The 20,624-nt window shown below is 50.2% G+C and carries 23 protein-coding genes; 15 read left to right on the top strand and 8 right to left on the bottom strand.

Annotation, left to right across the window (positions count from 1 at the left end; genetic code table 11):
• The first annotated feature begins 197 nt into the window (after window positions 1-197).
• From K7397_RS09620 to K7397_RS09630, 3 genes are read left to right on the top strand one after another with little or no spacing between them, the layout of a single operon-like run.
• A complete protein-coding gene (locus K7397_RS09620; RefSeq protein ID WP_223067738.1) occupies window positions 198-1,100 on the top strand; it encodes an ABC transporter ATP-binding protein in 903 nt (300 codons plus the stop codon).
• Entirely contained in the window at window positions 1,090-1,920 is an 831-nt protein-coding gene (locus K7397_RS09625) for an ABC transporter permease subunit (protein WP_223067739.1), read from the top strand. The genes K7397_RS09620 and K7397_RS09625 overlap by 11 nt, the downstream gene beginning before the upstream one ends.
• A gap of 20 nt (window positions 1,921-1,940) precedes the next feature.
• Window positions 1,941-2,495, top strand: a complete 555-nt coding sequence (locus K7397_RS09630; RefSeq protein WP_223067740.1) for a GNAT family N-acetyltransferase — start codon at window positions 1,941-1,943, stop codon at window positions 2,493-2,495.
• Window positions 2,496-2,595: 100 nt separating this feature from the next.
• On the opposite strand, the gene K7397_RS09635 is transcribed toward K7397_RS09630, so the two are convergent.
• Window positions 2,596-3,441, bottom strand: coding sequence for an AraC family transcriptional regulator (locus K7397_RS09635; protein WP_223067741.1), 846 nt, complete (start codon window positions 3,439-3,441; stop codon window positions 2,596-2,598).
• A gap of 168 nt (window positions 3,442-3,609) precedes the next feature.
• On the opposite strand from K7397_RS09635, the gene melA reads away from it, so the two are divergent.
• The gene (gene melA / locus K7397_RS09640) at window positions 3,610-4,908 is read left to right on the top strand and encodes an alpha-glucosidase/alpha-galactosidase (protein ID WP_223067742.1); all 1,299 of its coding nucleotides are present in this window, start codon (window positions 3,610-3,612) and stop codon (window positions 4,906-4,908) included.
• An 89-nt stretch (window positions 4,909-4,997) separates the two neighbouring features.
• Here melA and K7397_RS21485 read toward each other — a convergent pair whose 3' ends face one another.
• Window positions 4,998-5,561 carry a Rossmann-fold NAD(P)-binding domain-containing protein gene (locus tag K7397_RS21485; RefSeq protein ID WP_237690811.1) on the bottom strand — a complete coding sequence of 188 codons (564 nt, stop codon included), beginning with the start codon at window positions 5,559-5,561 and terminating at the stop codon, window positions 4,998-5,000.
• Window positions 5,537-5,899 (bottom strand): NAD-dependent epimerase/dehydratase family protein, encoded by a 363-nt coding sequence (locus K7397_RS21490; protein ID WP_237690812.1) that lies wholly within the window; start codon window positions 5,897-5,899, stop codon window positions 5,537-5,539. The genes K7397_RS21485 and K7397_RS21490 overlap by 25 nt, the downstream gene beginning before the upstream one ends.
• A 291-nt stretch (window positions 5,900-6,190) precedes the next feature.
• Here K7397_RS21490 and K7397_RS09650 point away from each other — a divergent pair, with 291 nt between their 5' ends.
• From K7397_RS09650 to K7397_RS09685, 8 genes are all read left to right on the top strand, one after another.
• A complete protein-coding gene (locus K7397_RS09650) occupies window positions 6,191-6,715 on the top strand; it encodes a YfiT family bacillithiol transferase (RefSeq protein ID WP_237690813.1) in 525 nt (174 codons plus the stop codon).
• 132 nt (window positions 6,716-6,847) lie between these two features.
• Window positions 6,848-7,780: a manganese-dependent inorganic pyrophosphatase gene (locus K7397_RS09655; protein ID WP_223067743.1), complete on the top strand. Its 933-nt coding sequence runs from the start codon at window positions 6,848-6,850 to the stop codon at window positions 7,778-7,780.
• Window positions 7,781-7,901: 121 nt separating this feature from the next.
• Window positions 7,902-8,339 (top strand): MarR family winged helix-turn-helix transcriptional regulator, encoded by a 438-nt coding sequence (locus K7397_RS09660; protein ID WP_237690814.1) that lies wholly within the window; start codon window positions 7,902-7,904, stop codon window positions 8,337-8,339.
• Window positions 8,340-8,382: 43 nt separating this feature from the next.
• Window positions 8,383-9,618 (top strand): MFS transporter, encoded by a 1,236-nt coding sequence (locus tag K7397_RS09665; protein ID WP_420488771.1) that lies wholly within the window; start codon window positions 8,383-8,385, stop codon window positions 9,616-9,618.
• Window positions 9,619-9,776: 158 nt separating this feature from the next.
• Entirely contained in the window at window positions 9,777-10,994 is a 1,218-nt protein-coding gene (locus K7397_RS09670; protein WP_223067744.1) for an MFS transporter, read from the top strand.
• A 33-nt stretch (window positions 10,995-11,027) separates the two neighbouring features.
• Entirely contained in the window at window positions 11,028-11,279 is a 252-nt protein-coding gene (locus tag K7397_RS09675) for a YqkE family protein (RefSeq protein WP_223067745.1), read from the top strand.
• Window positions 11,280-11,486: 207 nt separating this feature from the next.
• Window positions 11,487-11,795 (top strand): hypothetical protein, encoded by a 309-nt coding sequence (locus K7397_RS09680; RefSeq protein WP_223067746.1) that lies wholly within the window; start codon window positions 11,487-11,489, stop codon window positions 11,793-11,795.
• A 173-nt stretch (window positions 11,796-11,968) separates the two neighbouring features.
• On the top strand, window positions 11,969-12,514 hold the full coding sequence (locus K7397_RS09685) for a GGDEF domain-containing protein (RefSeq protein WP_223067747.1): 546 nt from the start codon (window positions 11,969-11,971) through the stop codon (window positions 12,512-12,514).
• Between the two features lie 388 nt (window positions 12,515-12,902).
• On the opposite strand, the gene K7397_RS09690 is transcribed toward K7397_RS09685, so the two are convergent.
• A complete protein-coding gene (locus K7397_RS09690; RefSeq protein WP_223067748.1) occupies window positions 12,903-13,442 on the bottom strand; it encodes a type II toxin-antitoxin system PemK/MazF family toxin in 540 nt (179 codons plus the stop codon).
• 392 nt (window positions 13,443-13,834) lie between these two features.
• Between K7397_RS09690 and K7397_RS09695 the strand changes: the two genes are divergently transcribed.
• Together K7397_RS09695 and def are read left to right on the top strand one after the other, a co-directional pair.
• Complete coding sequence (locus K7397_RS09695) at window positions 13,835-15,277, top strand: RNA-guided endonuclease InsQ/TnpB family protein (RefSeq protein ID WP_223067749.1); 1,443 nt, start codon at window positions 13,835-13,837, stop codon at window positions 15,275-15,277.
• Window positions 15,278-15,468: 191 nt separating this feature from the next.
• Complete coding sequence (gene def, locus K7397_RS09700) at window positions 15,469-16,047, top strand: peptide deformylase (protein ID WP_237690815.1); 579 nt, start codon at window positions 15,469-15,471, stop codon at window positions 16,045-16,047.
• A gap of 9 nt (window positions 16,048-16,056) precedes the next feature.
• Here the strand turns inward: def and K7397_RS09705 are convergent, their stop codons facing one another.
• The 4 genes from K7397_RS09705 to K7397_RS09720 are packed head-to-tail and all read right to left on the bottom strand — an operon-like array spanning window position 16,057 to window position 19,495.
• Window positions 16,057-16,656, bottom strand: coding sequence for a response regulator transcription factor (locus K7397_RS09705; protein ID WP_223067751.1), 600 nt, complete (start codon window positions 16,654-16,656; stop codon window positions 16,057-16,059).
• A gap of 14 nt (window positions 16,657-16,670) precedes the next feature.
• On the bottom strand, window positions 16,671-17,843 hold the full coding sequence (locus K7397_RS09710) for a sensor histidine kinase (RefSeq protein WP_223067752.1): 1,173 nt from the start codon (window positions 17,841-17,843) through the stop codon (window positions 16,671-16,673).
• The gene (locus tag K7397_RS09715; protein ID WP_223067753.1) at window positions 17,844-18,590 is read right to left on the bottom strand and encodes an ABC transporter permease; all 747 of its coding nucleotides are present in this window, start codon (window positions 18,588-18,590) and stop codon (window positions 17,844-17,846) included.
• A complete protein-coding gene (locus K7397_RS09720) occupies window positions 18,587-19,495 on the bottom strand; it encodes an ABC transporter ATP-binding protein (protein ID WP_223067754.1) in 909 nt (302 codons plus the stop codon). The genes K7397_RS09715 and K7397_RS09720 overlap by 4 nt, the downstream gene beginning before the upstream one ends.
• Before the next feature lie 301 nt (window positions 19,496-19,796).
• Here K7397_RS09720 and deoC point away from each other — a divergent pair, with 301 nt between their 5' ends.
• Window positions 19,797-20,471 (top strand): deoxyribose-phosphate aldolase, encoded by a 675-nt coding sequence (gene deoC / locus K7397_RS09725; protein WP_223067755.1) that lies wholly within the window; start codon window positions 19,797-19,799, stop codon window positions 20,469-20,471.
• Window positions 20,472-20,624 lie beyond the last annotated feature (153 nt).

Genomic DNA, 20,624 nt, shown 5'->3' on the forward strand with positions numbered 1-20,624 from the left:
GGGCTGTCCCAAAAGTCATCAAAGATGACGAAAGGGGCGGCCTTTTTTATGGCGCGCTGCAAAAATTGGCTAAGCAGTATTGAACGATTCGGCTCTCTGGCACGTCTAACAGGTAAATGGCGGAATAACCGCCCTGACAAGAAAGAGCGAGACAGCTACTAAAGTCACCATTTATTTCTGCTTTAAGGAGAGGTTCTATGATTGACACACAGCAATTGACCAAAGCGTTCGGCAGTAACCGTGCAGTGAGAGAGCTGGATATGCGGATCGACAAAGGGGAGATCGTCGGTCTGTTAGGACCGAACGGCGCCGGCAAAACAACGATTATCCGGCTGCTGAACGGCCTGCTTGCTCCGACATCGGGCCAGGTGAGGGTGCAAGGGATGGACCCGATACGGCAAGGGGAGCGTGTGCGGGCTTTATGCGGAACGCTTACGGAGCATACGGGACTGTATGAACATATGAGCGGGCGGGCAAACCTGCGTTTTTTTGCCGATTTGTATCATGTCAGTGATCCCGGGCGCATCGAGGAGCTGATTGACTTGCTGGAGCTTCGTTCTTTTGTAGAGCGCAGCGTCGGAACGTACAGTACGGGGATGAAAAAAAGGCTTGGTCTGGCCAAGGTGCTGCTCCACCGTCCGGCCGTCCTGCTGCTGGATGAGCCTACCAACGGACTTGACCCCGACGGAACGAAGCAGGTGCTGGATCATATTAAAGCGCTCAACCAGCACGAGCGGACGACGATTCTAATCTGCTCCCACGTGCTCAGCCAGCTTGAAGGGGTGTGTACCCGTTATCTTTTTCTGGAGAAAGGAACCAAAATCGAGGAAGGCACAAGGAAAGAGCTGGAACGGAAATATATTCGCGAACGGACGGTTGAGGTGGAGGCGGCGCTCGGAGAGCCGCTGGAGAGCTTCGCCGAGTTCCATCCCGTCAGGCTGGACGATGACCGCTTTCGATTCACGGTACCGGACCGCGAACAGATGGCGGAGCTGCTGCGGCGGTTAGCGAGTGCCGGGGAACTGTACGGAGCCCAGACGCGAAACGCCGATCTGGAAAGCATTTATTTTCAAATCAGGAGGAATAGCCATGCTGGATAAAAAAGCGGTTTGGACGATTGCCAAAAAAGATGTGTACGCGCTGCGCGCCAGTGTTCAGCTATGGCTGCCCATGCTTGTCGTGCCGGTGCTCTTCGGTATTGTGTTTCCGGGTGTTCTGCTTACCTGGGCGCGGCTGGCCGATTTGTCCGCCATGAGCAGCTTGGGTAAACTGGTGCAGATGCTGCAGTCGATCTCCAATTCCAGTGGGAAGCCGGACTTTGGATCGATGCCTTCCGAAAACCACCAGCTCGTCTATTTTCTCAGTCTGTATTTGTTCGCGCCGTTATTTTTACTTATTCCGATTATGTCGTCCAGCATTATTACAGCCAACAGTTTCGCTGGAGAAAAAGAGCGCAAAACGCTAGAAGGGCTGCTTTATACGCCGATTACGATGAAAGAACTGTTTCTTGGAAAAATATTGGCCGCTTTTGTGCCGTCGCTTCTTTTGACAGCGGGAGCTATTATTATGTACGGTATCATAGTTGATGTAGTAGCTTATCCGATGTTTGGCCGGCTCATCTTTCCGAATGCAAGCTGGATCTTGTTGATGCTGGTCGTGGTGCCGGCTGTCAGCTTATTTGTTATTTTGATTAACGTATTGATTTCCGCCAAGGTCAAAGGGTTCCAGGAAGCGTACCAGCTAGGGGGACTTGCTGTACTGCCGGTACTCGGCCTTGTTGTCAGTCAGGCGACCGGGATGCTCTTGTTAAGTCCGCTTGCGCTTCTGGTTATCGGCGCGCTGCTGCTGATCGTTGACGTTTGTCTTGTGCAGCTTCTCGCCAAATACAAGCGGCATGCCTTTTTGGATCATCACGTTTAAGATAGCACGGAGGATTAAACATGAATATAACAATAGAAACAGAACGGCTGATTCTGAAGAGTGTTACGGAGACCGCAGCCCCGGAGGTGCTGGAATACATCAAACGGAACAAGGAATTTCTTGAACCTTGGGAACCCCGGAGGGATTTGTCCTATTACACGCTTGAAACCCAAAAGCGGCTTCTGCAGGATGAGGCTCGGAAAATGGACGACGGCCAATTGTTCAAGGTGTGGATCTATACCTGCGGGGAGAACAGCCGGCTGATCGGCTCCGCCGCGCTCAGCAATATTGTGAAAGGCGTCTTTGAATCCTGTCATTTGGGCTACAAGCTGGATCAAAGTGAACGGAATAAAGGCTATATGACAGAAGCCTTAGGTGCTGTGACCGGGTATGCCTTCAATGAGCTGGGCTTGCACAGAATCGAGGCTAATATTATGCCGCGCAATGAAGCTTCCTTTCGGACAGTTCGAAAGCTGGGTTTTTACGAAGAAGGGCTTGCGTTCAAATATTTGAAGATCAATGGGGTGTGGGAAGACCACATCCATATGGTGCTCCGGAACGAAAGTATGGAATGATGGATTGAAGGTAAGATAAGACCGGCTAAAGCAGACTTCTTATGTACGGCCGCTCCCTGCCAGCCTAACGGGGAGCGGCCGTTTTTTGCTATTAATCATGTTATTCCATCCTCCGCATCCGGTATGCTGAAGGCGCCGTACCAAACTTCTGCTTGAACAGCTTGGAGAAATACAGGGCGTCCCTATAGCCTACCGAGTGGCCGACTTCTTCTATAGTCAGCGGATACGAGCTTCTCAGCAGGACGGCGGCCCTTTCCAGGCGAACAGAGGTCAGATACTGCATGGGGGACATGCCGAGCTGCTCCCTGAACATCCGGGTCAGATAGGTGCGGTGATAGCCGAGCTGCCGGGACATATCCTCAATCGAAAGCGGCTCCATGTATCTGGTGTTGATCCAGCCGGCCATCTGGTTGATTTGCTGTTTGATCTCGGTATCCATGGAAGCGATGGAGGGACTGAGAAGCTGCTGATCCTCCATATAACGGGCAAGCAGCAGACGTGCTGTTCCTCCTGCCTCCATATCACAGGAAACCTGGTTTTGCTCGAACGTCCGGTAAATGCTGCGATACAGCCTGATTAGCCTCTCGGGGCGGGCGGTGCTGGAGATGGGGGATTCCGGAGTGATGCCTATTTCCTTCAGGAAGCGCAGCACATAACCCCCTTTGAGCGCAACCCATTGATATTTCCAGGGCTGCTCATCATCGGAAATATATCCGGATACCTCGCCCGGGAAAATAAAAAAGCTGTCGCCCGGATTTAAATCATATGCTTTCCCGGAGGGCATGAAGCGTCCACGCCCCGAAAGGACAAAGTGCACAAGCACATGATCCAGATGAACCTGAACATATTTGTGCCCGGGCGGAGTTTGCTGTTCTCCGCAGAACAGCACGGTAATCTCGCTGCTTGACGCAGCCGCAGGATTACGAATCATTTTAAGAAAGCTCATCGTTAATAGCACCGGCTCTCCTTGGAAAATGTACGGCAAGCTGATTTAAGAATACTACAAATCTCCATATTGGTGTAGCAAGTATCTATATTTTCCAACTTCCCTTTGCGTTATATTAAAAGCGTCTTCGACAAATCACTAAGGATTAACCAAGGGAGGATTACTGGTATGCCCAGGATTACTTTTATCGGTGCAGGAAGTACGGTTTTTGCGAAAAATGTGCTCGGCGATTGCATGCTTACCCCTGCTTTGCAAGACTTTGAGCTGGCTTTGTTCGATATTGATATGCAGCGCCTTCAGGAATCGGAGCAAATGCTGCGGAATATTAAAGAGAATGCCCGAAGCAGGTGTACTATAAAATCATACGCGGACCGGAGGGAGGCTCTACAGGGGGCGGATTATGTCATCAACGCCATTCAGGTCGGAGGATATGATCCCTGTACGATTACGGATTTTGAAATTCCGAAGAAATACGGGTTGCGTCAGACGATTGCCGATACGGTAGGAATTGGCGGGATCTTCCGCAACCTCAGAACGATCCCGGTCCTTGAAGGCATAGCCCGCGACATGCATGAAGTTTGTCCGAATGCCCTGTTCCTGAATTATACGAACCCGATGGCCGTACTTACGAACTGGATGAATACATACGGCGGGATTGAAACAGTCGGCTTGTGCCACAGCGTTCAGGTCTGCATACGGGATCTGTTTTTGCACGTAGGGATGGACCCTACAGGCGTTACGGGGAGGATCGCGGGGATCAACCATATGGCCTGGCTGCTTGAAGTAACCCGTGAAGGCGTGGACCTGTATCCGGAAATTAAACGCCGCGCCAGAGAGAAACAGAAGGAGAAGCATCATGATATGGTGAGATTGGAAATGATGCTTAAATTCGGGTATTACATAACGGAATCATCGGAGCACAATGCGGAATATCATCCCTATTTCATCAAAAAGAATTATCCGGAATTGATCGAACGCTTCAACATTCCGCTTGATGAATATCCAAGACGCTGTGTAAACCAGATCAACAAATGGAAAACAATGAAAAATGATCTGGTAAACAACAAGGACCTGCAGCACAAAAGGTCCAAAGAATATGCTTCGTTTATTATGGAAGCGATCGAAACCAACGTACCGTTCAAAATCGGGGGAAACGTAATGAACAAAGGGCTCATTACGAACCTGCCCAAGGAGGCCTGTGTGGAGGTTCCATGCCTGGTGGACGGAAGCGGCGTTAATCCAACCTATATCGGCGATCTGCCGCCGCAGTGCGCGGCCTTGAACCGGACCAACATCAACACACAGCTGCTTACGCTGGAAGCGGCCCGCACGCGGAAGAAAGAGCACATTTACCATGCGGCCCTGCTCGATCCGCACACCTCGGCTGAATTGTCGATCGACGATATTGTCAGCCTTTGCGATGATTTGATTGAAGCGCATGGAGATTGGCTGCCGCAGTTCAGCTAACGGCTGCTTTTAAAGTGAACAGGGGCTTCCCGTCCATACAGCCGGGAAGCCCCTATATCGTACAAGACAAAGAAGCAACATCTGCTCCTTTATTCTTTCGTAATATGTACCGCTGCGAAGCTTTGAATCAAGCCCGGGAACCAGTCTTCCGTACGGGAGAATGTGAAGCCGGCGGCTTCAGCCTTATCGGTGTTCATGCCGTAAGAAGCTTGAACGGCATAAGGGGTAAGGCGGAAAGGATCCGTTTCCTTCCCCGGACTTATGTGTTCAATCTCCGTCCGTTTGCCGGTCGCCCGTTCTATGATGTTCATGATCTCCTGCAGGGACAGGGCCCCCTTGGAGCAGGCGTTTACCGGCCCCGACAGGCTCTGCCGGCCAAGCCAGAACAGAAACTGCGCCGCTTCCTGAGACGAGATAAACGAGATGCGCGCGTCGGGATTAAAGGCCTGTACCGCTTTGCCCGCTGCCGCCTTCCTTACATGAAACAGGAGGCGCTCCGTGTAATCATCTTCCCCGACAACAAATGGGAATCTTACCGCCGCCACAGGGAAAGACGCCTGCTGCAGCAGCACAGCTTCAGCCTGGCGTTTGCCTTCATCGTAGCTGAACTGCTCGCGTCTGCCCAAGGTTACCGGGTAATGCAGCGTATCCACTTCATCCTCCTTGCGCTGATCGCTCCCTTCTTTATAGACGGATAAAGAGGAGGTGAGAATATATTTTTAGTGAAGCCGGCGAACAGATCGGCCGCATCCTGTGCATCCTGCGAGGCATAGCAGATATTATCGTAAATGATGTCCCATGGCCCGTGCTTCACCAAGTCCTCCAAATCTTCCCGCACCTGCCGGTCCGCCTTTACCCGGGTTACGCGATCCCCAAACGAATCCGCTGTCAGGCCGCGTGTAGCGATCGTGACCTGATCGCCTGCTTCAATGAGCAGTTCCACCAATCTTTTGCCAAAAAAACGGGTACCGCCGAGTACCAATACCTTCATACCGTTCCTCCTAAAAGTTTTGTGAAGCATAAGCTCCCATGACCAACTTCGCAACAAAACTTGCTTCGGAAGCATAGGCATAGTTTTGTGAAGCATAAGCTCCCATGATCAACTTCGCAACAAAACTTGCTTCGGAAGCATAGGCTTACTATCTATAATAACGAAAATCATATTCGGATAGATACAGGAGGACGGTGGATTGACGGACATAGAGATATAAATTATGCTAACTTGCAAAGCCCGTAAACCGCAAAAACCTGGAAGACCAGGCGCAAAAGGAGAATCCTCTTTATGGACATTAGGTACCCTATTGGCAAGTTCGAGTTCGAGGGTGAAATCCCGGCAGCCCAGAGAGAGAAGTGGATTGCTGAAATTAGCGAATTTCCTGGGAAATTGAAAGAAGCTGTACAAGGATTAAGCGAAGAACAGCTGGACCTTCCGTATCGGGAGGGAGGATGGACCGTAAGGAAGGTTGTGCATCATTTGGCGGATAGTCACATCAACAGTTATACCCGGTTCAAACTGGCTCTCACGGAAGAGAAACCGGCTATAAAACCTTATTTTGAAGACCGTTGGGCCAATCTTTCGGACGCCTTGACCGGCGACATCCAAATTTCGATCAAGCTGCTCGAAGCCTTGCACACAAGATGGGTCATACTGCTGAACTCGTTAAATGAAGTTGACTTTAAAAAGCAGTTTTATCATCCCGAATCCGGTCAATCCATCAGCCTGGACTATAACCTGGGTTTCTATGCCTGGCATGGCAATCATCATATTGCCCATATTACAGCTTTAAGAGAAAGATTGAATATTTAGAGCTTCAAAGGAAAGGCTTATTCCTATTAATAGGATAGGAATAAGCTATTATTTCGGGTATAATCTTGATAGTAAATCACGAGATAGGTTATACTTGTCTCGCCAAAAAGTCGAAATAAAAGGAGCAGTGACATGGGAAAAGTATTGATCTTTGGTCATAAGAATCCGGATACGGATACAATTTGTTCGGCAATTGCCTATGCGCATTTGAAAAAAGAGCTTGGTGTAGAGGTCGAGGCGGTACGTCTCGGTTCCGTCAACGGAGAAACCCAGTTTGCGCTGGACCGTTTTGAAACCGAAGCTCCGCGTCTTGTAGAAGCCGTAGCCGAAGAAGCGAAAGAAGTCATTCTGGTTGACCATAACGAGCGCCAACAAAGCGCTTCCGATATCGAGAAGGTGCGGGTTATCGAGGTTATCGACCACCACCGGATCGCCAATTTTGAGACAAGCGGACCGCTTTATTACCGGGCAGAGCCGGTTGGCTGCACAGCTACAATTCTGAAAAAGCTCTACAAGGAGAATGGCATCGAAATTCCGGCCAACATTGCGGGGCTCATGCTGTCGGCGATCATCTCCGATTCCTTGCTGTTCAAATCCCCGACCTGCACGGAGGAAGATGTGGCCGCAGCCCGCGAACTGGCTGAAATCGCCGGCGTGGATGCGGATGCTTACGGACTGGACATGCTGAAGGCCGGAGCCGATCTTAGCCAAAAAACGATTGCCGAGCTCGTCACTCTCGATGCCAAGGAATTCCAAATGGGCGGTTCCAAAGTCGAGATCGCTCAGGTTAACGCAGTAGACGTCAATGATGTGCTCAGCCGTCAGGATGAACTTGAGGCTGCCCTGTCCGAAATCATTTCGAAAAAGGGACTGGATTTGTTCCTGTTTGTCGTCACGGACATTCTGAATAATGATTCCGTCGGCGTAGCGCTTGGAAGCAAGGCTTCCGCGGTTGAAAAAGCCTACAACGTAAGCCTTCAGGACAACAAGGCTGTACTTAAGGGAGTCGTCTCCCGTAAATCGCAGATCGTTCCTGTGCTTACCGATACATTTGGCAGTTTGTAATTTACAATAATTCCTTTGCGTTCATGGATGATCCGGTCCGTGAGCGCATTTTTTTTATTGACAGGGATACACGAGTTCCATATAGTTGTTATGACAACTAAATGAGGAGGAAGCCATTATTTTGCATAACAGCCTCGACCAGTCGCTTGGATTTAAGCTTGGTGTAGCCTACCGGAAAGTTTCACAGCTATTTCAGCAGCAGTTGAAGGATCACAACCTGACTCCCGAGCAATGGGCCGTGTTGTACAGGACCGGTGAACAGGATGGAATGATCCAGCGGGAGATCGGGCAGCGTGCCGGCAAGGATAAGCCAACTACGACACGCATTCTTGTCGCCCTGGAAGAGAAGGGGATGATCCGGAAAGTGGAGGGCTCCACCGACAGACGTTCCTTCCGGGTTTATATTACTGAGGCCGGCCGGGATAAGGTTCGGCAGATCGAGCCTATAGAGAGAGCGACGATGTCCGCAGTGAGTCAAGGCATCAGCGAAGAGGACTATGCCCTCTTTGTGAACCTGCTGCAGCGGATTATCGGAAATGCGGACAAATTGATCGAATAATTTTCATTTATAAATGTTTTAGATAGAGAGACAAGGAGTGGTTATCATAGGCAGTCAGACCTCCGAAAAGCTGTGGAGCAAGTCGTTTATTATGATTACTCTAAGCTACCTGCTGCTGTTTTTAAGTCTGCAAATGCTGCTTTCGCCTTTTCCAACTTATGTAAAAGATAAGTTTCATCCCGGTGATTTCGCATTGAGTCTGGTTACCAGCCTGTTTGCCCTGTCCGCTATCGTTACCAGACTCGCCGTTGTTCCGGTTCTGAAGAGAGTGCACCGGAACGTGGTTCTGTTTACAGGCGTTATTCTGGCTACCGTGGCTACAGCGCTTTATTCCTTTGCAGGTTCCATCCAAGCAGTGCTGCTGCTTCGGGTGCTGTTCGGCATTGGATTCGGGATGTCGAGCACGATTATGCCGACGCTCGTATCGCAGATCATACCAAAGGATCGCCTGGGCGTAGGGATCGGCTATTTCGGTCTGTCTACAAGCCTGGCCATGTCATTTGGACCTATGATCGGCCTGTCCATTATTAACAGCTTCGGCTTCAGACCTCTGACGGCTGCAGGCACCTTATCCGTCCTGCTGATCATCCCGATGCTGGCTTTAAGCCGGAGCATTCCTCCGCAGCCGACTCCGGCTATGCGCCGCCATGCGCCTGTGCCCGGTGAAGAGAAACCTCCGCGCTATATCAATAAGCGCATTGCCATGCCGGCCTTCTTGAACGCCATGCTGTCGGTGACTTATGGCGGTCTGCTCGGTTTTCTCGCTTTGTACGGCAAAGCCATTCATCTGGATCAAATCGGCCTGTTCTTCCTTTTCAATGCGATTACCGTGCTGATCATCCGTCCGGTTTCCGGCCGCGTGTTCGACCAAAGAGGACCTGCAGCAGTTCTGATCCCCGCAGGCCTCATTGTGTTTGCCAGCCTGCTGCTGCTCTCATATGTTAACGGGCTTGCTCTGCTGATCGTCTCCGCCATGCTGTACGGACTTGGCTTCGGCGCGATTCAACCGGTTACCCAGGCCTGGATGCTGCAGGAAAGTCCGGCTGAGCGCCATGGGGCAGTGAACAGTCTGTATTATAACTCGATCGACTTCGGCGTAGCTGCCGGATCTATGCTGCTTGGCGCAATAGCTTCCCATTCCAGCTATGCCGTTATGTACCGCTGGGCATCCTTTGTAATGCTGCTCTTCCTAACCGTATTTTTGCTTGGACGGCTGCTTCCAGCCGGCAGACATCGGGCTGAAAGCCGTTTGGCAGGGGGACGGATGAAGCGGCAATAGGGAATCCAATTCGTTTTTTGTCCTCAAATATTGTCCTCAAAACATGGAGTTTGCGGGCAATCTGCAGTATTATAGTAATCGCTTGGAATCCAGATTAAGGCGTCTTCCCGGCTTGTCCTAGGGAAGGCTTAAGCAAATTCCCGGATAGGAGGATTCATATGGGCAGTATAGATTTGTTCCGGCAGCCCAAGCAGCGCAAGCTGATGCTCAGCGCAGGCCTCAGCTGGCTTTTTGATGCAATGGATGTCGGACTGCTTTCATTCGTTGTGGCTGACCTGGCCAAAAAATGGTCTCTCTCATCTTCACAGGTCGGCGTTCTCACAAGCATTAATGCGATTGGAATGGTATTTGGCGCAGCGCTTGCCGGCACCCTAGCCGATCGTTTCGGCCGGAAAGCCATTCTGCTGTGGACCCTGGTTATCTTCTCGGTGGCAAGCGGACTTTCGGCGCTGGCGGCAACCTTTGCCGTATTGTGCTTGCTGCGTTTCATTGTTGGCTTCGGTCTTGGCGGCGAGCTGCCGGTTGCCTCAACGCTTGTATCGGAGTCCGTTCCGGTCAAGGACCGGGGGAGAGCCGTTGTGCTGCTCGAAAGCTTCTGGGCCGTCGGCTGGATTGCTGCCGCTCTCGTTGCATACTTTGTCATTCCGAAATACGGCTGGCAGGCGGCATTTATAATAGGAGCCCTCCCGGCGCTGTACGCTATTTACCTGCGCAGAGCGATCGAGGACTCCCCGCAGTACCTGATCCGCAAACCCGAGACCAGGCTGCCATTCGGGGAACGGTTTGCCCAAATCTGGTCCAGGGAAGCTTGGCGTTCGTCGGCGATGCTGTGGATCCTGTGGTTTACGGTCGTCTTTTCCTATTACGGGATGTTTCTGTGGCTCCCTACGGTTATCGCAGCCAAAGGATACAGTATGGTCCGCAGCTTCGAATACGTGCTTATAATGACATTGGCACAGCTTCCCGGCTACTTCACGGCCGCGTATTTTATTGAAAAATTGGGCCGAAAATTTGTGCTCGTGATTTACCTGGTGATGACCGCGTTCAGCGCTTTATGGTTCGGATTGGCAGAGACGGAAGCTTCGCTTCTATCGGCGGGAATTTGCCTGTCTTTCTTCAACCTCGGCGCATGGGGCGCTATGTATGCATACAGCCCGGAATTGTATCCGACCAAGCTTCGGACAACGGGCGTCGGCATGGCTACTTCGTTCGGGCGGATCGGGGGAGTGATCGGCCCCTTGCTTGTCGGCTACATGAGGGAACAGGACGTACCGATCGCTGCGATATTCACTATGTTTTTTATTACCGTACTGGCGGGTGCCGCAGCCGTCCTGTTCCTGGGTAAAGAGACGAAAGGGCTTGTGATTAAGGACTGAAGACAATACCGTTACCTAGGCGAGGTGAATAGAATGGCGAAGAGAAAAGGCCAGGAGCAAAAGAGCCTGCAGGACAAGCCTGCGACACTTAAGGATTTACTGAATCCGGAGATCGTCGGCAAGCTGAAGGAGCAGGCGGCGGAAATGAAGCAGGCGGAAGAGAAACGCAAGGAGGAACTTAGGGAGCAGGCTGAAGAAGCCCGCAGGAAGGAGCGGAAACGGTTAGAGAACGACTTCGAATATTTGCTGAATAACAGCAGTCAGGATTGGAAGAAATTTAAATAGTCCGTAATGATTAACCGACAAGAAGCCTGTTTCTTGTCGGTTGTTTAGTTTATAGAGGGTAGGACTTTTTTCTTATTTTTTTAGACTTGGCGCTAGGAATTTTGAAACTGTTCACGAATAATATGTAGGAAGAATTATACATACACATGCTCAAGGATGAATTTTCCCAGGATACAGAAAGACATTTAAGTAAGAAGGTGAGATGAAATGTTCATTTTAAACTTCATAGGCGGTTGTGTATTTGCCGGAATCGTTATACTTTCGACAATATTCTTTTTCACAAGACAAAATCCAACAAAAACAGTAGGTATAATAGGGCGCTTTTTTACAACATTACAATTCCCTGAAAAATCCAACGATCTGGTATATATTTTGGAATTACATCCTGACCTTCGCATTTTTTTTGCTTGTCCCCCGCTTGAGAGTATACTCGGACCGGAAATAGGAAAAAAAGCTTACAAACAACCGGAGCTGCTCTTCTCCTTACTGCATCCGGAAGATTACAACAATACATAAGCCGTTTTCATAAAAGCTTTAATTTTAATGAGCCCTTGGTCTGTCGGCTGAAGCTGGGTGAGGGGGAGTATACTTGGTTTGAAGATTATTTGACTCCTATCTACTTGAAGGGAAGACTTGTAGCCATTCAAGGGATTCTTCGCAACATTCATCATAAGGTGGAGGTGCAGGAAATGCTGAAATACCGAATCTCCCATGATGCGATGACTGGACTAAGAAGCCGCGAATTCTTTGAAGAACAGATGGAACGGCTCAATAAACAGGAACCTGTTTCACTGTCGCTTGCGATCTGCGATATGAACAATCTGAAGCGAATCAACGACACGCTCGGTCACAAAATGGGGGACATTTACATCAAGGAAGCCGCAGAACTGCTTAAAAGCTTCGCTTCGGACCGGGTCGTCATCAGCCGAATCGGTGGAGACGAGTTCACCATTTTGATCACGGGCATGTCCGAGGAGGAGGGGGCGGAACTGATTCATCGGATGAAGGAGGCTGCAGCAAATGCCCAAAGCGTTTCCGGAGTTACGCTTGGGATGTCGATCGGCTATGCCTATACGGAGTGTTCACTAGGCAAGGTAGATGAACTGTTTGCGGAAGCGGACCGGAAGATGTACGAGATCAAGCGGGCCAAGCACCGGCCAAATCCTTCAGAAGGGGGAGAGAAGGAGCGGGGCAATACGCTCTATAGAAGCCTGACGGGTACACGCCATTGTTAAAATAGAAAGACGAGAGAAAACTGATTAAAGATCGGTGCAGACGGGTAAATGAAAAACATGGAGCTCTTGTTCAAAGCGGAACGTTCTGGCATTTGGGCACAAATAATCCCCGTCATACAAGTTGGCGGGGTGACTTTGCCCACGACCCGGTGAGCGACATATTATAATCCTATCTTCAAACAGGAATTTTATTCCTAATCACATGAAAAAAAAGATGAAGTAAATGGAAAAAGGAGCACTAGGCTCCTAATTCAGACTCAAGACACGTATAACGTGTGAATTTATCCACGACAGGGTGGATGACATATAAGTTTTGCTAGACGAAAACACTTCTTGGCATAATACTAACCTTTTCGTTGGTTATTGTCAACCATATTCTGCGCTTTTTTTATAGTCCAAACGTCCATTTGACACGGTTTTCAATCCGGTTAATATCCTCTTCATCCAGATTGCCCAAATGCTCCTTCAGACGTACTTTGCTGACTGAGGTGGTTTCCTCGGTTTTGGCGGCGGAGTCAAAGGCCAGAAATTCATACTTATGTTTAAACAGAAAATAATGGCTTTGAAATCTGGGCACCGGCAGGCCATCCTTAGTCAGTACGGCTTGTCCGGTTTTGAAATTTGTTTTTGATTTCAAATTTTTGGTGAGTGGAATGACAAGCACATTGCCCGAGGTCGAATTTACCGTATTATTGGAAATAATGACAACTGGACGCTCCTCGTTCTGCTCGCAGCCGATATTTTCCCCGAAGTTGCAAAAATGAACGGCTCCCCGTGTCATTTTTCGACCCATTTGCGTCTTTTCGTTTTCGATCCAGTGATGGGCGAGCTGGATTTTGACAGGCTGCCATTTCATGATCTGCTCTTCCTTCAGCCTTTTGAGTCTGGCAAACCGGCCACGCTGGACCGGTGCATGCTTTGGTGGCATTATATTTTCTTCTTCGCTCATAGGTCCTCCCGTGTTTCGCTTCTTTATTTAAAAGATAGATTAATCCTAGCCGCAGTTTGCTTCGGCCATAAAATGGTGCATGATTATTTTTACACTGGATTACAGGGCGATTAAACAAACGAAAGAAAAAAAGAATGCTTTAGTTCATTCTGTATACCATAATTTGGGCAAAGGTGCAAGGGATACATTATAGGTCCAATCTATCATATCAATCGAGAGGACGCCCTCTTCAAGCGAGGCTAGGAGCTAAGGGGGCGGTGAATCGGTGACTTGCTCGTCATTCAGTCAGAAATCCTTCTCTGTGAAGACCCCATTATGTTAAAATAAAACAGAACGTATGTTTGTATAAAAGGGGTGAAACCATATCTACGATGGCATACAAAACGTTGCAAATTGAAATCAAAAAAGGTCACCGCTTATTCCCCTACTTTGAGCGGATGTGTCAGGAATCCAAGCATTTATTTAACACGACCAACTTTTACATCCGTCAAGTTTTCACGGCTTTCCGGCAGGAGAAGCCCCTCCAACCGTTGCAGCAAGAGGTGCTGGACACGCTGAATCGATACATCGGGGTCATGAATGAAAGACAGCTCCAAGCTTATCAGTCGAGAGTCGCGAAGGAGCAGCTCAAACCCGTAGATGAGCGTAAAGAAGTTCGCTTTAATCGTTTCGACCTGCCGTCCGAAGAGAAGCCTTTCGTAGACTATCATTTCTTGGACGGTTTATTTAAGGTCATGGAACAACCGGATTACCGGGCGCTTCCGGCACAAAGCAGCCAATGGGTGATGAAGAGCGTCCTGCAAAATTGGAAATCCTTCTATGCGAGTATCAAGGATTATCGTCAGCACCCGGAAAAGTACAATGGAAGGCCCGGCATTCCATCTTACTGTCGTGCCAAGGAGAAGGAAATCCAGTTCACAAATCAGGATTGTGTCATCCGGGATAGGAAGTTCCTCAAGCTCCCGAAAACCAAACAGCAGCTAAATATCGGTAAGCTGGGATACACCGAAGGAAAGCTGAAACAGGTTCGGGTTGTTCCGAGGTATGGGCAATACGTCGTGGAATTGATCTTTGCATGTACGATTGAAACGAAAACGTTGGATCATGGGAGCTGCATGGCGATCGATCTTGGCGTTCATAATCTTGCAACCATCGTCACCACTACCGGTTCAAGACCCGTGTTGGTGAAGGGCAAACACATCAAGGCGATCAATCAGTACTACAACAAGATGAAGGCCCATTACATGGGCATCCTCCGTCATGGCAAACAGCCGAAAGAAGGACAGCATACCTCCAGGCGAATAGAGCGGATGCACCGAATCCGCCATCGTAAAATCAAAGACCTGTTCCACAAGGCGAGTTACAATATCGTGCAGCTGGCTGCCGGACAGAACGTCGGTATGATCATCATCGGACAAAACCGGGGATGGAAACAGCGATCCGACATGGGGAAGCGAAACAACCAGACCTTTTGCCACATCCCTCATCACCTGTTGATTTCGATGATCCGCTATAAAGCCGCTGAACAGGGCATTCAAGTGCAGTTGACGGAAGAAGCTTTCACATCCAAAGCCAGCTTTCTGGATCACGACCCGTTGCCCGGATATGAAGAAGGGAAGACATGGGCGTTCTCAGGAAAGCGGATCAAACGCGGCTTATATCAAAGCCTGCAAGGGTTAATCCATGCAGATGTGAACGGTGCGGCGAACATTTTACGAAAAGTAGTCCCAAACGCTACGGCTTATGGGATAGAGGGGTTGGACGGTAACCAGCCCGTCAACGTGTCAACTCCACTGGTGTTAAGCATTCGGTAGTTACGATTGACACACCAGAAACCCCCACTTTAACCGAAGCGTTAGTCGAGGTAAGTGGCGGGAGTATTCATAACATTTTTTGACAAGAAGGCCCTGAAAATGCTAATTTATAAGCGTTCTAAAATAATAGAAAGCGGAAGGCATTAGCAAAATACCGCAAACAACTGTAAAGGTGGATGAAGTATTTCTCTATGAAATTTTCAAGTGATTATATTATTACGATGGATGACATTATTCGCGAAGGGGATCCGATATTACGGACGGTAACGGAGCCGGTCAGCATTCCGCCTACAGAAGATGATGTTGCTGAAATGGATGCCATGATGTTGTTTCTGAAGAACAGCCAGAACGAAGAGCTGGCGCGAAAATACAAGCTTCGGGCAGGCGTCGGAATATCCGCCAATCAGGTTGGGCTCAACAAACGGATGTTTGCTGCCTATTTCATGGACGATTCCGGGGAAATGAGGGAACTGGCTCTGTTCAATCCAAAGATCGTGAGCCATTCGGAAGCGATGACCTATTTGCCGGAAAGCGAAGGCTGTTTGTCAGTAGATCGCATCGTTCAGGGGTTTGTGCCGAGATATGAAAGGGTTCAGGTCAAGGCTTGGAACCGGGAAGGCCAAGAGGTCAAAATGCGGTTTCGGGGATTTGGCTCTATCATTATACAGCACGAAATCGATCATTTGAATGGGATTATGTTCTACGATCACATTAATAAAGAAAATCCTTACAAGCTGCCTTCAAATGTCCGGATCTCAAGCCTTTATTAGTCTGCAATTTTAAGTCCATCCCATTTTTTCAGCAATGGACAGAGCGTCAATGCGGTTTTTCGCTTCGAGCTTCTGCAGAATTTCGGAAACGTAGTTGCGTACCGTTCCGTAGGACAAGTGAATCGTGTCAGCAATTTCTTTGACGGACAGTCCTTGCGAAAGCAGCTTCAATACTTCTTGCTCCCGTTCCGTAAGCGGATTTTCCACTTCCCAAAAGGTCATGGAGAGCTCCGGGCTGACTGCCCTTCCGCCTTTATAGACTCTCCGCATGGCGTTGCTCAGCTCGTCCACCGGGGAGTCTTTTAACAAATACCCTTTTACCCCCGATCGCATCGCCCGCTGGAAATAGCCTGCTCTTGAGAAGGTCGTTACGATAATGACATGGCTGGGATGCTTCATTTCGAGCAGCCTTTCGGCAACCTCCAAACCGCTCTTTTCAGGCATTTCAATATCAAGCAGGCAAATGTCGGGAGTCAGCGACAGCACCATTTCAAGCGCCTGATTTCCGTTCTCCGCCTGCCCGACGACTTCAATATCTTCCTCCAGATCAAGCAGGGCCGCCATTGCGCCCCGAAGCATAGCCTGATCCTCTGCAATGACTACTCTCATCGGTACCAAACCTCCTAATCGATTTGTTCTTTTAACACCCGGGGGATCCGTATTTCTAGCGTTGAGCCTTGATCGGGGAGGCTTGTAAAGACGAGCTTTCCCTGAATCAGCTTCAGTCTCTCCTGCATGCCCAGCAGCCCCCTTCCCGTTGAAGAAAATGGTTTTCTAATGGGTACGGCGTCTTCTGTAACGGTTTCTGTGCTGCCGCTTCCTTTAGAAATGCTGCCATGTCCATTGTCCGAGACAGTCAGTCTCCATTCCTGGGGAGATTGCCTCAATGTTATATCGCATTCCGTGGCACCGCTGTGTTTCACCACGTTGTTGATCGCTTCTTTAAGACACAAGCCCAGAATATTTTGCGTCAGGGGAGGAGCCTTGCTGATCTCGCCGTCATCTTTCAAGGTAAGCGCGATCCCCGCTGCACTCAGCATTTCCTTTATGCCCGGAAACTCATCTTTCACAGACATGGAACGCATATCTGCCACCAGCTCCCGAACCTGCTGGAGCGCGGCTCTTGCGGCCTTCTGCACATCTTTGATTTCAAGGACGGCCCTCTCCGGGGCCTTCGGAACAAGCTTCTCCGCGAGTTCGCTTTTTAGCGTTATGAGCGAAAGGGTGTGGCCCAGCGTATCGTGCAAATCCCGGGAAATGCGCTGGCGTTCCTCGATTTTGCTGAGGCGGGCGATTTCTTCCTTGGCAATCGACAGCTGTTCTTTCAGCACCCTGGATTTTTGAAAAATCCGCAGGCCAAACGGAAATAATACAATAACAATAAACGGCGGTAATAAAGCAGGCCAGTTGCTGATCATGAATTGCCGGTCTGTCCCGAGAATGATCACGATAAACGCCGCAATTTCAACAAGGTTGGCCAGCCAGAGCAGCTTGCCTGAAGGCATCTGGCTGAGCAAGGCAGCCGAGAAGAACCCCATAAGCATCATGTATGGATCGCTCACTAAACTTAAGTAGCTGAATATCGCCACCAGAATCAGCATGTTGGCAAAACGAAATCTGGGCACAAGAAATCCGTGCACATAGCAAAAGGCAAAGACGGCCAGCAAGCAGAGGCCCGGCAGCTTGACTGCAGGAGGCTCCTGCAGCAATGCGATGACCGGAGAAGTCAAGTAGACCAGAAATACGAAGGGAACTATATTCAGCTTTCGTGACATGGTGGAACTTGGGTCAGGCAACTATACCGCTTCCTGTCGTTTTAGAATATAGGCTGATAATACCATAAACACGAGCGTATAAGCAGCCAAAATAACCGTCCCAGCCACGCCCAGCAAATGTCCCCCCAGTATGCTCCAGGCACCTTGTCCGAACCGGTAGGAGGGGAGAAAGCGGGCTGTTTTCTGAATGAGATCAGGCATGGTTGAAAGAGGCATCCACAGTCCACCCAGCACAGACATCGACATGTATACAAGATTGCCGACGATCTGGACAACCTCCGCTGATTTCAGCATGCCGATCAGAATGCCGAGCGCCATGAACGGGAGAGGGCCGATCCAGATCCAGAGCCCGCAGCCGATCCACTCGTACGCCGGAAGGCGAATGCCCTTCGCAAGTCCACATACGATGAACATGAGCAAAATGGAACCCAGATTAATCATGGACCAGGCGAACATTTTCGATGCGATGTAGCACCAACGCGGCAGCGGCGAAATTCGCAGCAGGCGAGTCCAGCCTTGGGTTCTTTCCTGGGCAAATCTTACGCCGAGGGTAATGACATTGCTGCCGATCAGTCCGAATATGGTCATCGACATCAAATAATACGCTTTCCATTCCACGCCGTCGACCATCCTATGATCTCCCAACGTCCCTGTGAAAATAAAATAGAAGATCAGAGGCATCAGCAGAGAAAAAAGGAGAAAGCGTCTGTTTCGCATCGTCCTTAATAGTTCGGCTTTGCATTGGGCTTTTAAGGCGGTCATCATCATTGTTCATCTCCCTGGATCAAAAATTGAAAGGCATCGGCAAGACCGCCGGATTCGATCGCGATCTCGCTCATATCGATTCCGCTGCGGACAAGCTCGTAAATAAGCCGGTCCGTATCGGGACTGGTCAGCGTCACCCTGCTGCCATCCCACTCGGCGCTCAGCACGTCCTGCAGCGTGCTTATCAAATTTGCAGCCCTGCCTGATGCAGCTTCTTCAGTAGGGACGGAGAAAGCGACCGTCTTTTGTCCCCGGAGCCCTTTGATTTCGGCCGGAGAACCGTCTGCAATCTTTCGTCCCCGGTTGATGACAATCACCCGGTCTGCCAGCCTGTCGGCCTCCTCCAGATAGTGGGTGGTCAATAGAATAGTGCGCCCTTCAGCCGCCAATTTCCGGATCGTCTCCCAGAACAGCTGGCGAGCCTCTATGTCCATGCCTACTGTCGGTTCATCCAGAAACAGCAGGGAGGGGTCGCCGGCCATGGCCAGGGCAAAGTCCAGCCTTCGTTTCTGACCGCCGGACAAGGCGTTCGCATATTGATGACGGGCCGCGTCCAGTCCGGAAATGTCCAGCAAATGTTTCAGAGAAAGCGGCCGTGTGTAGCAGTTTCTGAACAGGTCAAGCGTTTCGTCCACTTTAAGCCGGTCGATCACATTGATATCCTGCAGCATCGCCCCAATCGCTTGCCGGACAGCCGTATCCTGCGGGCTTCCGCCCATGACGGTCACTGTGCCGCTTGACGGGCGCGCAAGTCCCAGCATCATGGAGATGCTTGTCGTTTTTCCGGCTCCGTTGGGTCCGAGCAGCGCGGTGATGCTGCCCTCCTGAATATCCAGGGACAGATCATTGACCGCTGTATGTCCTTTGAAATGTTTGATTACGTGTTCCATAGTAATGACGGATTTCATTTCACGTTGCACCCCGTTTCATTGTCATGAGTCAATCTTAGGTGAAAGGGGGCGGAAAGCCTATTCATGATTGTCATGACTTTGGGATGACAATTGTCATATGTGCACAGGATCGGGCCATCCGGTGTTCCATCACCAGATGCATGCTGATGCAAAAAGAGGCCACCTTTGCTATGATAGGAACAGCAGCCAGAGAACTATGGCACTGCACTTCTACTCTCGCGGCAATCCGCCGGGAAACAAGGCAATATCAGCGATCGGACATACAGCCGCAGAACATTACATTGGAGGCTTTTTATCTATGAATAATCCATCAATTGCTTCAAAAATTGACCATACCCTTCTGAAGCCGGAAGCCCGCAAGGAGGACATCCTGAAGCTGGCGGCCGAAGCTGCGGAATACGGCTTTGCTTCCGTGTGCGTAAATCCGTTCTGGGTAAAGACCGCCGCGGAGGCGCTTAAAGACACCCCGAACGTGAAGGTCTGCACCGTGATTGGCTTCCCGCTGGGAGCATGCCATCCGGAAGTCAAGGCGTTTGAGACGGCTCAGGCCGTGCAAGACGGAGCCGGGGAAATCGATATGGTCATCAATATCGGCGCTCTCAAGGATGGCGATGACGCTTTGGTTGAACGCGATATCAACGGCGTGGTGAAAGCTGCGGGAGGCAAGCTGGTGAAGGTGATTATCGAAACCTGCCTGCTGACCAAGGAGGAAATAGAGCGGGCCTGCCGCCTGTCCGTTTCGGCGGGAGCCCACTTCGTCAAGACCTCGACGGGCTTCTCCAAAGGCGGGGCGACCGTAGAAGATGTCGCCTTGATGGCGAAGACGGTCGGACCGGGCATCGGCGTCAAGGCGTCCGGCGGCGTAAGAACCGCGGAAGACGCGCTTTCGATGATCAAAGCCGGAGCGACCCGGATCGGCACCAGCGGCGGCGTGGCCATTGCGCAAGGGCTTCGTAACGATAGCGAATATTAAGGCAGATGGCCTGGCCTGATTGAAGCAAGCAGCCGGCCTGCCGCATTTTTTTTGATCCCGCCCGGATGGGCGGGATTTTTTTGAAGGAAGGGCAAACTTTTTCGGACCCGATTTCGTTTCAGCTATGAACCCGCGGGAAATTCAAGTTGTCCA

Source organism: Paenibacillus caui, assembly GCF_019904135.1.
GTDB lineage: Bacteria > Bacillota > Bacilli > Paenibacillales > Paenibacillaceae > Fontibacillus > Fontibacillus caui.